Below are 12816 nucleotides of genomic sequence, written 5' to 3' on the forward strand. Positions count from 1 at the left end.
TTTTCATTTTGCGCTCACCGGTGGTCCGGGAGCAGGTTCAAGATCGTGCCGCGCCCCTAGCCTGAACGCGGCACGAAATAAAGCTTTATCGCATAGACGGGGTTTATAGGCGCTTAACCCCGCCGCGATAGATGGGGCGAAAGCGGCTTTTATCAGCCGCTTTCGAAGGATTGGACGAGGAAACCTCTTATTGCGGCTCGACCCAGCCTATCGTGCCATCTTCGCGGCGATAGACCATATTATGCGCGCCCGACCGGCTGTTGACGAACAACAGTGCATTGGTGTTGCGCAGATCGAGCATCATCACCGCGTCGGAAACGCTGGCTTGCGGAATATCGACCTTGGTTTCGGCAATGATGAGCGGCGCATCGCCCGCATCTTCATCGCTGTCATAGCTGCCCGCATCGAACACGGTATAGGCCGCATCTTCGGGGATCATGTCCGCGCCATTGCCCGGCCCCGGATTTTTGTCTTTCAAGCGGCGCATATAACGGCGCAATTGCTTGTCGATTTTTTCCGCCGCCATATCGAAAGCGTGGCGCGCTTCCTGCGCCTGCGCCTGGCCTTTCAGCACCACGCCTTGCATCACATGGACGACAATGTCGCATGTAACCGAATCATGCGGGCCGCGTCCGAATGTCGCCTGCGCGGACAGCGCACGTGAGAAATATTTGTCGGCTATCGCGTTCATGCGGTCGCTAACGTGCGTCTTGAGCGCATCGCCGGTGTCCATTTGATGACCCGAAACACGAATATCCATGTTCAACTTCTCCTTTGTTATTGGCCGCACCAAATCAGGAACAGTGCGATGCGGCGGGATTATGGCGCGAAAGGGGGGTTTAAGCTCCTTCCTGCCATAAGGGATTGCTGATTTTTTTCATAAATTCGGCGTGGCGCGCAAGCTCGTCCGCGCTGGGCTGATGCGCGCGCGGGGCGAGGAACGGGCGATCATTATGCAGCGCAATGGTAGCGGTTTCGACAACCACCGCATCTTCGGCCAGCACCAGACCAATCTGCCGCCCGCCGGTCATTTCGATATAAAGCTGGGCGAGCAATTCGGCATCGAGCAGCGCGCCATGTTTGACGCGGTGGCTGCGGTCGATGCCATAGCGGGTGCAGAGCGCATCAAGGCTATGCTTGGCACCGGGGTGCATTTGCCGCGCCATGGCGACCGTATCGACCATCCGGTCGCGCGATACTTCGGCGCGGCCGCAAGCGGTCAGTTCGGCATTGAGGAAGGAAAAATCAAACCCCGCATTATGCGCGACCAACGGGGAATCGCCTAGAAATTCGAGCAATTCATCGGCCTTGCTGTCAAATTTGGGTTTGTCGGACAGGAAGGTGTCGGACAGGCCATGCACCGCATAGGCTTCGGCCGGCATTGACCGTTCAGGGTTGAAATAGGCGTGATAGGTGCGCCCGGTTTCCACCCGGTTCACCAGCTCGACACATCCTATTTCTACCATCCGGTCGCCATCGCGGGCACTGAGGCCGGTGGTTTCGGTATCGAACACAATCTCGCGCATATTGAGTCGGATATTAGGCCTATCCGGAGGATAAACAAGGGGTGTCAGCGGCTGAGTGTAGCGATCAAGCGACGGACCGCCGCGCGGGTTTCCTCAAGCGTTACGCCGGTGTCGATAATATGGTCGGCGCGCGCCCGCTTTTCTGCATCAGGCACTTGAATAGACAGGATTTTTTCAAATTTTTGGCCCGTCATGCCGGGACGGGCCAGCACGCGCGTACGCTGCGCATCGGCAGGGGCCGAGACAACGATAATCACATCGACATTTTCCGACCCGCCTTTTTCAAACAGGAGCGGAATATCGAATAACAGCATCGCGGCATCGCGATGCGCGGCGAAAAAATCCAGCCTTTGCTGGGCCAGCACCGGATGGATGATGGATTCAAGCGCCCTCAGTTCATCCGGCTTGCCGAATACCCGCGCGCCCAATTCCTTGCGGTTGACGCCTTCGGGACCGGTCGTGCCGGGGAAACGCGCTTCAATCGCATCCACCAGCGCGCCGCCTGGGCCTTGCAGCTTATGCACTTCGGCATCGGCATCATAGACCGGCACACCTTCATCCGCGAACATCTGCGCGACCGCTGATTTGCCCATGCCGATCGAGCCGGTAAGGCCGATAAGCAGCGGTTTTTTGGTGGAATCGCGGGGGCGTTTGACTGATGTCATGCGGTCAACAAGGCCCATAATTCATCATCATGCTCGCGCGGGGCTTCGACACCGAAAAAGATCGCAAAGGCAGCCGCCGCTTGCCCGACCAGCATTTCAAGGCCATCGACCACCGCAAGGCCCGCCGCATCCGCAGCCGCCAGTAACGGCGTTTCAAGCGGGGCATAGACGGCATCATAGACCACCGCATCTTTGGGAAGCGGTGACAGGTCGGGCGCATAGGCGTCGTGGCCTTTCATCCCCATCGGGCTCGCATTGGCGAGCAAAGCCACCGGCGGAAGCGGCGCATCAAAGCCGATCACCCGGCCCTTGACGCCGATCTGGCTCAATAGCCCCATCGCTTTTAACGCATTGCGCGCAATGATGGTGAAATCGGTCACGCCAATCTGTTTAAGCCCGAAAAGCATCGCGCGCGCCGCGCCACCGGACCCGACAATCGCGGCGGACGTGCCTTCCCATCCGGCGGCGAGCAAGGGCGAGACAAAGCCCGCTGCATCGGTGTTCGTGCCTGCAATGCTGCCATCTTCCCCGCGGAATAATGTGTTCATCGCGCCGATGGACTGGCCCACATTGCCCGGATCGGCGACCAGCTCCGTGACGGCAACTTTATGCGGGATAGTGACATTGGCCCCGCGCCAATGCGGATCCGCGCTGCGCGCAGCGACATAAGCGGCCAGCGTGTCGGGCGTGACGTGGGCGGCGCGATAGTGCGCGTCCAACCCCAGCTTTTCGATCCAGAAATTATGGATGAGCGGCGATTTGCTATGGCTGATCGGATCGCCAATCACTTCGGCATAAGGCGCGGTGCGCGCGGGCAAAGCCTGCCAATCCAAGGCGGCATCCGATGACGTCATGACAGCAAAACCCCTCTGTTACGCAAATAGCCCAGCACCGGCAGCAAGGGCATTCCCAAGATGGTAAAATGGCTGCCTTCGATGCGGCTGAACAATTGGACGCCCGGCCCTTCGATACGGAAACAGCCGACACAGCCCGCAATCGCAGGCCATTCGGCATTAAGATAGGCGGCGATAAAGTCCGCCGACAAGGGCCGCACAATCATCCGCGCGCGTTCGACATGGCGCCACACCGGCTGGCCATTTTCGGCCATCACGACCGCGCTCCATAATTCGTGGATGCCATCCGACATGCGCGCGAGATGGTCGGCGGCCTGTTCGCGGCTTTCGGGCTTGTCGAGCAAGCTGCCGTCGGCCAGCGCGACCAGCGAGTCACTCCCCAGCACCAACGCGCCCGGAATCCGGCTGGACACCTTGATCGCTTTGGCTTCGGCGAGCGCATCGGCGAGATTGCGCGGGCTCTGCCCTTCGGCAAGCAAGGCCTGTTTGATCGCCGCTTCATCGACCGCCGCCGGAAAGGCTTCATAGGAAACCCCCGCCGCATCAAGCATCGCGCGTCGGCTCGCGCTTTGCGAGGCTAAAACCAAAGTCGGCGTATCACTCATGCGGTTTCCGCCTGCCGCATCATGCGCTCATTATACAGGTTGATGATCGCGGCGGCGGTTTCTTCGATGGAGCGGCGCGTTACATCAATCACCGGCCAGTCATTATCGGCAAACATGCGCCGCGCATATTGCAACTCCGCCTTGACCGCTTCTTCATCGGCATAGCTGGTCGCGGCGCTTTCGTTAATCGACAGCAGGCGGTTACGCCGCACCTGGATCAGCCGCTCGGCATTGGTGGTAAGCCCCACTATCATCGGATGTTTCACGTGGAACAAAGCGTCGGGCGGCGGCGCTTCTGGGACAATCGGAATGTTGGCGGTTTTATAACCGCGATTGGCAAGATAGATGGAGGTTGGCGTCTTGGACGAGCGCGATACGCCCGCCAGCAATATGTCCGCCTCCTCCCAATTTTCCCAATGCAGGCCATCATCATGCGCAATCGTATAATGGATCGCATCGACTCGGTTGAAATAGGCCTGATCCATGATGTGCTGGCTGCCGGGCCGCGTTTTCGCCGTTTGCCCCAACAGGTTGGACAGCGCCGCCGTAACCGCATCGAGCGCCGCGACCGCAGGCAGATCGAGCATATGGCAGCGTTGCTCCAGCTTCTGCCGCAGATCAGGATTGACAAGCGTGAACATCACCAGCCCCGGATTATCGGCGACTTCGCTCATGATCCGATCGAGATGCCCTTCGGAGCGCACCATCGGCCAGAAATGGCGCACCACCTCGACATCTGCAAATTGCGCAAGCGCGGCTTTGGCAATATTTTCCAGCGTTTCCCCGGTGGAATCCGACAATAGATGAAGATGAAGCTTGTTGGTCATAAACAGCGCCGACTCTTGGCGGGGAAGTGGCGGGGATGCAAGGAGAGGATTTAGATCGGCCGGTAACAGAAGAGTTGACGGGCCGCCGCAACAGGCAGACAGCATGAGGACATCTGCCACATCATCTCTCGCTATTGAGGGCGGTTAATAGATTGAAGGGAAATCCGAAAAATGAAATATCCCCGCCATCATCTCGCCTTGGCACTATTTATGCTCGGCAGTGCAAATCCCGCTTTGGCCGCGCCGCAGCAAGCCGATCTCATCTTGCGCCATGTAACCATGATTGATGTAGAAAAAGGCCGTGCCATTCCCGAACAGGCCGTGGTTATCAAGGGCGATACTATTGTCGCCACCGGCAACGACAAAATAGTATCGCGCGCGTGGAAAGCGGGTCAAACGGTCGACGGCAATGGCGGTTACCTCATCCCGGGCCTATGGGATATGCACGTCCATTTCGGCGGTGGGCCGGAGTTAGTCGACGAAAATAAGGCGCTGCTTCCGCTTTATATCGCCAACGGGATTACCAGCATTCGCGATTGTGCAGGCGATTTACCGCATCAAGTGCTGGGCTGGCGCGATGACATCAACCAAGGGCGTCTATTTGGACCAACCCTCTATACATCCGGCCCCAAAATCGAGGGCATCAAGCCGGTGTGGAAAGGTACGATCGAAGCCGGAAGCAAGGCCGATGTTGATAATGCCATCACGCAATTAAAAGGCCTCAAGGTCGATTTTGTGAAAATCACCGACAGCACGCTGGACCCCACTCTTTATCTCTATGCGATCAGCAAGGCGCGGCGCGAAGGCTTGCTGGTGTCGGGTCATATTCCTTATGCGCTCACCATCGATCAGGCGGTTGATGCGGGTATGAGCTCAATCGAACATCTTGATTATGCATTTAAAGCGGGCGTTCGGGATGAAGCAGTGCTTGCAGCAGACTTTGCCGCCGGAAAATTGACGCGCGGCGCGGTGCAGGACAAGATTGATGCGGGCTTTGATCCCGCAACCGCCAAAGCCGCCTATAAGAAAATGGCCGCAAACCGCGTATTTGTGACGCCCACTTTATCGATCAGCCGCACCATCGCCTATCTCGACAAGGACGATCATAGCAAGGATCCCGAACTCGCCTTTATCGGCCCGAAATTGCGGGCGACCTATCAATGGCGCGTGGACCGGGCAGCAAAAGCGACCGCTGAGGAAAAAATTGCGCGCCATCGTCATTTTGAACAAATGGCGGCTATTTTACCGATGTTACGCAAGGAAGGCGTGACCATCATGGCCGGCACCGATGCGGGTTTCCTCAACAGCTATGATTATCCAGGATTTGCTCTGCATGACGAACTTGCCCAATATGTGCGTTACGGCATGACGCCAGCCGATGCGCTACGTTCAGCGACCCGGGCCGGGCCGGACTGGTTCGGAAAGCTGGACCGTTATGGTGCGATTGGTCAGGGTAAAGCTGCGGATTTGGTGCTGCTTGAACGCAATCCGCTAAAAGATATTAGCGCCACCAAATCCATCCGCATGGTGATCTTGCGCGGCAAAACCCATGATCGCGCCGCTTTGGACGGGTTGCTCGCAACAGCCCAAGCGCAGGTTGCGACCTGGAACTCTATCGCCGGTACCAAACAGTTAAATTAGGCGCCTCTTCTCCTTATTCTAAAAAGAGGACGAATCTTTTGAGGGAAGAAATGGCGGGGATGCAAGTGCAACAGGGCGAAGCGGCAGGCCCCAAGCCCGCCGCTCCGCCGGACTATTTTCACACGCTGCTTATCCTGTGTCAGTCTCTTTCAAGCGGAACATCACATAAAGCGTCGCTGACGCCATGACGCCGATATAGGCAATTAAGGGCCAAGCCTTGTCATGGCCGAACAGCATAATGGCTCCCGTCCCGACCAGCCCGACGATGAGGCTCTGGATGCAGAAATGAAGCGCAACCGCTGCGCCCGCCATCGCGCCGAAATCCTTGAGCGCGCCATTGGCGGTAACTGACGCGGTTATCACAATGCCGACCGCGACCACACACATCGGCACGATGAAGGACCAGAAAGACGGGCGCATATAAAGCTGCCCCGCCGTCAATAATAGTGCGCCAACCGCCATCAGCGCCATACCGCGCACCACGCTCGCCCGATTGCCCCAAAGAAGGATATGGCTTTGCATCAACTTTGTGGCGCCGATCATCACCAGCGCAACGCTTGCAAAGACGAGACTGAACCCGAGGCCGGAATATCCGGCTTTATCGACCAATAGGACCGGCGCGATGGAGAAAAACACAAAAAACGCACCCATCGCCGTCCCGAACGCCAGCGTATAAGACCAGAAAGGCCGGTTGCGCAGCAAGAGGCGATAATCGGGGCGCTCTGTTTGGGACGCACTATCGCGTGTTTCGGGCCAAAGCGGACGCGCAATCACGCCCAGCACCAAAGCTGGTACGGACAAGGCTATAAACACTGACGGCCAGCCGAAATGCGCGACAAGCAATGCGCCGACGACGGGACCGATTGCAGGCACAAAGGCCAACATCGCGTTCATCAGGCCATAGATGCTGTTGCTTTCCGGCTTATCGGCATAAACATCGCGGATGGTTGCAAACATGGCGACGAGCATCGCCGATGCACCGGTCGCTTGCACCAGCCGCAAGAGGACAAATAACGGTGCGCTTTTGCTAAAGGCCAGACCAAAGGACGCCATCGCAAAAAGCACAACCCCGCCGATCAGAACTGGGCGGCGGCCAATATGATCGGACAAGGCGCCGAACAAAATCTGCCCGACGCCTAACATCACCATATAGAGGCTGAGGGTGAGTTGGATAATATCGGGCGTTGTGCCCATTATTGCGGGCATCATCGGAACCACGGGCAAATAAATGTCCATTCCGAGCGAGGCAAGAATGTTGAAGGGCGCAAGCAAAAGCAGCGCGACAGGCAGGCTGTATGTCCACAGCCGGTCGTTTTTGGCAGGCATGATTATCCATCCGTTCAAATGAAGGGCATTTTCACGGCGGCCTGCGCGCTATAGGATAGGTTTTATGGAAAAATAGATCCGGTCAACAGACTGCCGCAACATGATTTGAAAAATATGTTGCGGCTTAGCGGTCCGATTTTTTGGATGTTCCCATAGCTTCCGGTCCTTTTCGATTAAAGTTCCGGTCCTGCCGGGTATGGCTTGGATACCATGGCGATGATGCCCGAGCAAATCCTGCGGTTCGGGGGGATAAATTCGGGTCTGTCGATAAAAGGGGACCTGTGGATAAAATGGGGGACGACTCTTGGGCAGGTCGGGGGGCGGAATCGGGGATGCTATTTGATGCCCGTTACCGGCCTGTTGGTCGACAGGCTTATCCACAGGGACGCGCACTTACCCACAGGCTGTGGATAAGGAGGGTAGATTTTCCGACTCTTCAAATTTGTGCGGCTTTGCGGATCGCAAGCTGTGGATAAAAGCGACAGCCAGAGCTTATCCCCGACTCCCCTCCCCCCAACAAGATTCAACAATCTTATATATAAATATATTTATTATGGGGTGAGCGGAGAGGGTACGCCCGCCCGCAAAAGAGTCGGAATAACCTCGGCATTGACCGGACAGGCTTTTGACTTTCCGGACGGTTCGGCTTAGCGGGCGGGGCTATGTCTGAACCGCATCCGACCAAACCGCTTCTTGCCGCGCTTCAAGGCGCTCTCCGGCCCCATCCGCGCGGGGGGAAACCGATGTGGATGATGCGGCAAGCGGGGCGCTATCTGCCCGAATATCGCGCATTGCGCGCCGAAAAGGGCGGATTTCTCGATCTGGTCTATGACAGCGCCGCCGCGGCCGAGGTTACGCTCCAGCCGCTACGCCGTTTTGATTTTGATGCCGCGATCCTGTTTTCCGACATTCTGATCGTGCCGCACGCAATGGGACAGCATTTGCAGTTCCTTGCCGGGGAAGGCCCGCATCTGTCGCCGCGGCTTGCCGATGCGCGGCTCGAAGATCTGACTCCGGTGCTGGAGCGGTTTGAACCGGTCTATGAGACAGTGCGGCAGGTGAAAGCAGCTTTGGCCCCCGACCAGACCATGTTGGGCTTTGCAGGCAGTCCCTGGACGGTTGCGACCTATATGGTGAATGGCGAAGGGAGTAAGGACCAGGGCGTCACGCGGCGCATGGCTTATGAAGACGCATCGCGCTTCCAGGCGCTGATCGACGCGATTGTCGATATTTCGGTCGATTATCTCAGCGGCCAGATAAAAGCGGGCGCCGATGCGGTGCAGCTATTCGATAGCTGGGCGGGCAGCCTGTCGCCTGCGCAATTTGACCGCTGGGTGATTGCCCCCAACCGCGCGATTGTGGATAAATTGCGCGCGCGGCATCCCGATGCGGTGATCATCGGCTTTCCCAAAGGCGCGGGCGGTAAATTATTGAGCTATGTCGAAGGCACCGGCGTCGATGCGCTCGGCCTTGATGAAACCGTCGATCCGGTCTGGGCGAACAGGATTTTGCCGTCCGGCCTTCCCGTTCAAGGCAATCTTGACCCGCTGGCGCTTATGGCAGGCGGCGCGGAATTGACCCGCGCGGTCGATCATATTCTCGCCAGTTTTGAAGGCCGTCCGCATATTTTCAATCTGGGCCACGGCATCGACAAGGATACCCCGATTGCGCATGTCGATGCGCTGGTGCAAAGCGTGCGCAGCGCAGGCTAAGCGGCGCGCCCCGCGAACAGGAGGACAACAATGACAGGATTTTTGGGGTCGGCCTATCTGTGGATAAAAGCCGCGCACATCATCTTTGTGATTTTCCTCATGGCCGGCCTGTTCATGATGCCGCGCTTCTTTGTCTATCAACAGCAAAGCGCGGCAGGATCGCCGGAAGATACGCTGTGGAACGAGCGCAACGAGCGGCTGCGCAAAATCATCCTGATGCCGTCCATCATCCTTGTGTGGGTGCTGGGGCTGATGCTCGCCGCGCATCTCAATCTGTGGAGCGACGGCTGGTTCCACGCCAAATTATTATTCGTGCTGGTGATTAGCGCCTATCATGGCTGGATTGTCCGCTATGCCAAGGCGTTGAAACGCGGCGAGCGCAAATTTAGCGAGAAAAAATTGCGCATGTGGAATGAAATTCCGGGGCTGATTGCGGTGGTCACGGTCATTCTGGTGGTTGTGCGGCCCTTTTGACGGCCTAGAGCCAGCGTTCGATCGGAAACCAGCCCATCACGCGCATCAAAAACCGGTCAAATCCGGTGGTGCCGGGTTCGGGGCTGAGGGTTTCAACCTTGCCATCGGCTTGATGGTCTTGCCAAATCATCGCCCCGTCCTGCCCGATTTCCGGCTGGTAGCTTGCATAAAGGATTTGCTTGTCAAAGCCTTCGCGCATTTGCCGCGCGAGGGTCGGGCTATCAATCAGAAAGCCCATTTCGCAGTTGAGATGCGCCGAGCGCGGATCGAAATTGAACGAGCCGATAAAGATTTGCGCATCATCCATGGCAAAGCTTTTGGCATGGAGGCTGGCGCTCGACGAGCCCGCTAAACTGCCCGGTTTTCCGGCGGTCGGCGCGGTACCGGGTTTCAATTCGAACAATTGCACCCCCGCTTCGAGCAAGGCTTTGCGATATTTGATATAGCCCGAATGGACGAGCTTGACGTCGGTGGTGGTATAAGCGTTGGTGAGGATGCGGAAGCGCACACCCTGCCGCGCGCGCTCCGCTGCCATTTCCGCGCCTTTGGGACCGGGGATGAAATAAGCGGATACAAGGTCGACGCGCGATTTTGCGGTGGTCAGCACCTTTTCAAGCCGCGTCACCATCAACATATCGCCGCGCGCCTGACCCAAGCCTTTGGCCGGATCATCGGCGAAGAGTTGCACATCGGTCCATTCGACCGGAATAGCATCGCGCTCCAACCCTTCCGCGCTCGCGCCATAGCGTTTGACGAGCGTGGCGGTGGCAGGACTGGCCGCTGCCGCGCGCGCTTTGGCGGCAATGTCGGCGGGGGTGCGGCTGTCATCCTTGACGATCAGCGCGAGAGGATAGACCGACAGGCTGTTCCAATAGCGGTCGAACAAAGCGGCGGTATCGCGCACGACCGGTCCCAGTCCGATCACATCCAGATCAAGGAAAAAGCTTTCATCGCCGATGCGGAAATATTCGTCCCCGATATTGCGCCCGCCGATAATCGCCGCGCTGCCGTCAACGATGAACGCTTTATTGTGCATCCGCCGGTTCATGCGGAAAAAATCATAGGCAAAGCCGAGCATTTTGGGCGCGCGCACGGTCGAGGGGTTGAACAATCGCACCTCGAAATTGGGCATCCGGTCGAGGGCGGCAAGGTCGGCATCAAGGCCAGTTATGCCATTATCGTCGAGCAAAAGCCGCACGCGCACGCCGCGATTGGCCGCCTCCATCAGCGCGCCGAGCAGCAAGCGGCCTGAAATATCATCCTTCCAGATATAATATTGCACATCAATCGACCGCGTCGCCATGCGGGTGAGCGCCAAGCGGCTGGCCAGCGCGTCATTGCCTTCGGTCAAGGGGATGACACCCGATTTTCCGGGATGGGCCTGTTGAAGGTCGGCAATATGCCCGACAAGCAAGCCCTTGTCAGGCGGCGCGAGCGCATGGCTGGGGCGGATAGAGGCCCGGTCGGGCAAAGGAAAAGCCAGCCGCAACATCAGCAGCGCGATTATCAGGCCCGCGATTATGCCGCATAAAATCATCATGATGCGCTTCATCCCCCAAGCCATCGCGCGCTTCGCCGCTATCTGTCAACCGCAACGGTTAGAGGGCGGTTAGGGCGCCTTGCTCTCTTTGCTCCAACTTGTGGTTGCCATGATGTCTCAATCGGATGGCTTGCGATCCCGCGCGAGCGATTGGCTTTCGGCTTTTAAAGGCCGCGCCACCGGACAGACATTTTGCACATAGCCGTTGAGCGTATTGGTGAGCGTGTCGGGGACGAGCCGGTAAAATACATATTGCCCGCGCTTTTCGCTTGTGACCAATCCGGCATTTTCCAGCACCGATAAATGTTGCGACACCGCCGGTTTCGAAATCTCGAAACGCGCGGCAATGTCGCCCGCGCTCAGTTCAGCATGGGACAAATAAGCGAGAATTTTGCGGCGCGGTGCCGACGCCAAGGCTTCAAATACGGATTGCATGGGGAGTAATTAAGGAATGAATGAACTGCTTGACAAGAGGAATCTATTATTTAAGTAATTAATTAAATAAAGACAGAGCCGGTAAGGAAGGTCTGGGATTATGGATGCAGGGACCAGAATCGATTGGGGATATGTGCGCAGCGAAGCGGGCGGAATTTTTGTCGGGACGCCAACTCCTGTTGCCGCCGTCACAGAGCAACCGGCAGAAGCGAACCCTCCTCTTCAAACAGTCGATGACCGCGCCGATCCCAATGATGTCGGTTCGGTCCGCGCGGGGCCGGACGCCAATGCCGTCAGCGGGCGCGTCGAATGGGATGCGCTTCACTCGCTGTGGAATGGCAGTATGTTGGCGCTTACCCTCTTTGTTGCGCCCTTTGTCGTGACGCCGGGTGCGCTGTTCATCTTCATCCTCACGACCGGCCTTACGCTGCTTGCCGGGCATAGCGTCGGGTTTCATCGGTTGATGATCCATCGCAGTTTCAAAACATCGCGCGCGGTCGAATATATTCTGGTGTGGCTCGGCACATTGGTGGGGATGAGCGGGCCGCATTGGATGATGCGCACTCATGACTTGCGCGACTGGGCGCAGCGCCAGCCCGACTGCCATGCCTATCTAGCGCATAAAAACGGGATGCTGCGCGATTATTGGTGGCAACTCCATTGCCGTTTGACCCTCGACCAGCCGCCCACTTATGATCTGGGTCCCATCGCCAACGACCGGTTTTACCGCTTTATGGAACGGTATTGGATGGCACAGCAAATCCCTCTCGCCCTCATCCTCTATGCAGCCGGTGGTATCGGCTGGGTTGTGTGGGGCATTGCGGTGCGCGTTTGTATTTCGGTCACCGGCCATTGGTATATCGGTCATCTTGCCCATAATCGCGGGCCGCAAAGCTGGATTGTCGAAGCATCGGGCGTGCAAGCGTTCGATGTGCCCTGGGCCGCCATCCCTTCTATGGGTGAAAGCTGGCACAATAATCACCATGCGTTTCCGGGGTCGGCGCGCATTGGCCTTTATCCGGGGCAAAGCGATTGGGGCTATGCCTTTATCCGTTTGTTGGCGCTGGTTGGACTGGCCCGCAATATCCGCTTACCGGAACAAATGCCCGCCCGATATGATGCCTTACGCGCAGTCGATTGACTTGGGGCGCGTAAACTCCTAAATTTCCGGTTATCGCACGTCCTGTGCGTGTCGTGGATCGCTGGCCTTA

The 12816-nt window shown here is 57.6% G+C and carries 13 protein-coding genes; 4 read left to right on the plus strand and 9 right to left on the minus strand.

Annotation, left to right across the window (positions count from 1 at the left end):
- Positions 1-187 precede the first annotated feature (187 nt).
- From hpf to DMP17_RS10575, 6 genes are all read right to left on the minus strand, one after another.
- Positions 188-760, minus strand: a complete 573-nt coding sequence (gene hpf, locus DMP17_RS10550; protein WP_337829041.1) for a ribosome hibernation-promoting factor, HPF/YfiA family — start codon at positions 758-760, stop codon at positions 188-190.
- Positions 761-839: 79 nt separating this feature from the next.
- On the minus strand, positions 840-1526 hold the full coding sequence (dnaQ, locus tag DMP17_RS10555; protein ID WP_337829042.1) for a DNA polymerase III subunit epsilon: 687 nt from the start codon (positions 1524-1526) through the stop codon (positions 840-842).
- A 44-nt stretch (positions 1527-1570) separates the two neighbouring features.
- A complete protein-coding gene (coaE, locus tag DMP17_RS10560; protein WP_337829043.1) occupies positions 1571-2209 on the minus strand; it encodes a dephospho-CoA kinase in 639 nt (212 codons plus the stop codon).
- Positions 2188-3045 carry a shikimate dehydrogenase family protein gene (locus tag DMP17_RS10565; protein ID WP_337829044.1) on the minus strand — a complete coding sequence of 286 codons (858 nt, stop codon included), beginning with the start codon at positions 3043-3045 and terminating at the stop codon, positions 2188-2190. The genes coaE and DMP17_RS10565 overlap by 22 nt, the downstream gene beginning before the upstream one ends.
- On the minus strand, positions 3042-3650 hold the full coding sequence (locus tag DMP17_RS10570) for a Maf family protein (RefSeq protein WP_337829045.1): 609 nt from the start codon (positions 3648-3650) through the stop codon (positions 3042-3044). The genes DMP17_RS10565 and DMP17_RS10570 overlap by 4 nt, the downstream gene beginning before the upstream one ends.
- The gene (locus DMP17_RS10575; protein ID WP_337829046.1) at positions 3647-4477 is read right to left on the minus strand and encodes a pyruvate, water dikinase regulatory protein; all 831 of its coding nucleotides are present in this window, start codon (positions 4475-4477) and stop codon (positions 3647-3649) included. Before DMP17_RS10575 ends, DMP17_RS10570 begins: the two co-directional genes overlap by 4 nt.
- A 171-nt stretch (positions 4478-4648) precedes the next feature.
- On the opposite strand from DMP17_RS10575, the gene DMP17_RS10580 reads away from it, so the two are divergent.
- Positions 4649-6118: an amidohydrolase family protein gene (locus DMP17_RS10580; protein WP_337829047.1), complete on the plus strand. Its 1470-nt coding sequence runs from the start codon at positions 4649-4651 to the stop codon at positions 6116-6118.
- Positions 6119-6247: 129 nt separating this feature from the next.
- Here the strand turns inward: DMP17_RS10580 and cml are convergent, their stop codons facing one another.
- On the minus strand, positions 6248-7444 hold the full coding sequence (gene cml, locus DMP17_RS10585; protein ID WP_337829048.1) for a CmlA/FloR family chloramphenicol efflux MFS transporter: 1197 nt from the start codon (positions 7442-7444) through the stop codon (positions 6248-6250).
- Between the two features lie 662 nt (positions 7445-8106).
- Between cml and hemE the strand changes: the two genes are divergently transcribed.
- Together hemE and DMP17_RS10595 are read left to right on the plus strand one after the other, a co-directional pair.
- Positions 8107-9156, plus strand: coding sequence for a uroporphyrinogen decarboxylase (hemE, locus tag DMP17_RS10590; RefSeq protein WP_337829049.1), 1050 nt, complete (start codon positions 8107-8109; stop codon positions 9154-9156).
- A gap of 30 nt (positions 9157-9186) precedes the next feature.
- Positions 9187-9630 carry a CopD family protein gene (locus DMP17_RS10595; RefSeq protein ID WP_337829050.1) on the plus strand — a complete coding sequence of 148 codons (444 nt, stop codon included), beginning with the start codon at positions 9187-9189 and terminating at the stop codon, positions 9628-9630.
- A gap of 4 nt (positions 9631-9634) precedes the next feature.
- On the opposite strand, the gene DMP17_RS10600 is transcribed toward DMP17_RS10595, so the two are convergent.
- Positions 9635-11182: a phospholipase D-like domain-containing protein gene (locus DMP17_RS10600; protein ID WP_337829051.1), complete on the minus strand. Its 1548-nt coding sequence runs from the start codon at positions 11180-11182 to the stop codon at positions 9635-9637.
- A 105-nt stretch (positions 11183-11287) separates the two neighbouring features.
- On the minus strand, positions 11288-11605 hold the full coding sequence (locus DMP17_RS10605) for a metalloregulator ArsR/SmtB family transcription factor (RefSeq protein ID WP_337829052.1): 318 nt from the start codon (positions 11603-11605) through the stop codon (positions 11288-11290).
- A 100-nt stretch (positions 11606-11705) separates the two neighbouring features.
- Here DMP17_RS10605 and DMP17_RS10610 point away from each other — a divergent pair, with 100 nt between their 5' ends.
- A complete protein-coding gene (locus DMP17_RS10610; protein ID WP_337829053.1) occupies positions 11706-12746 on the plus strand; it encodes an acyl-CoA desaturase in 1041 nt (346 codons plus the stop codon).
- Positions 12747-12816 lie beyond the last annotated feature (70 nt).

Source organism: Pseudonocardia sp. TMWB2A, from assembly GCF_017312135.1.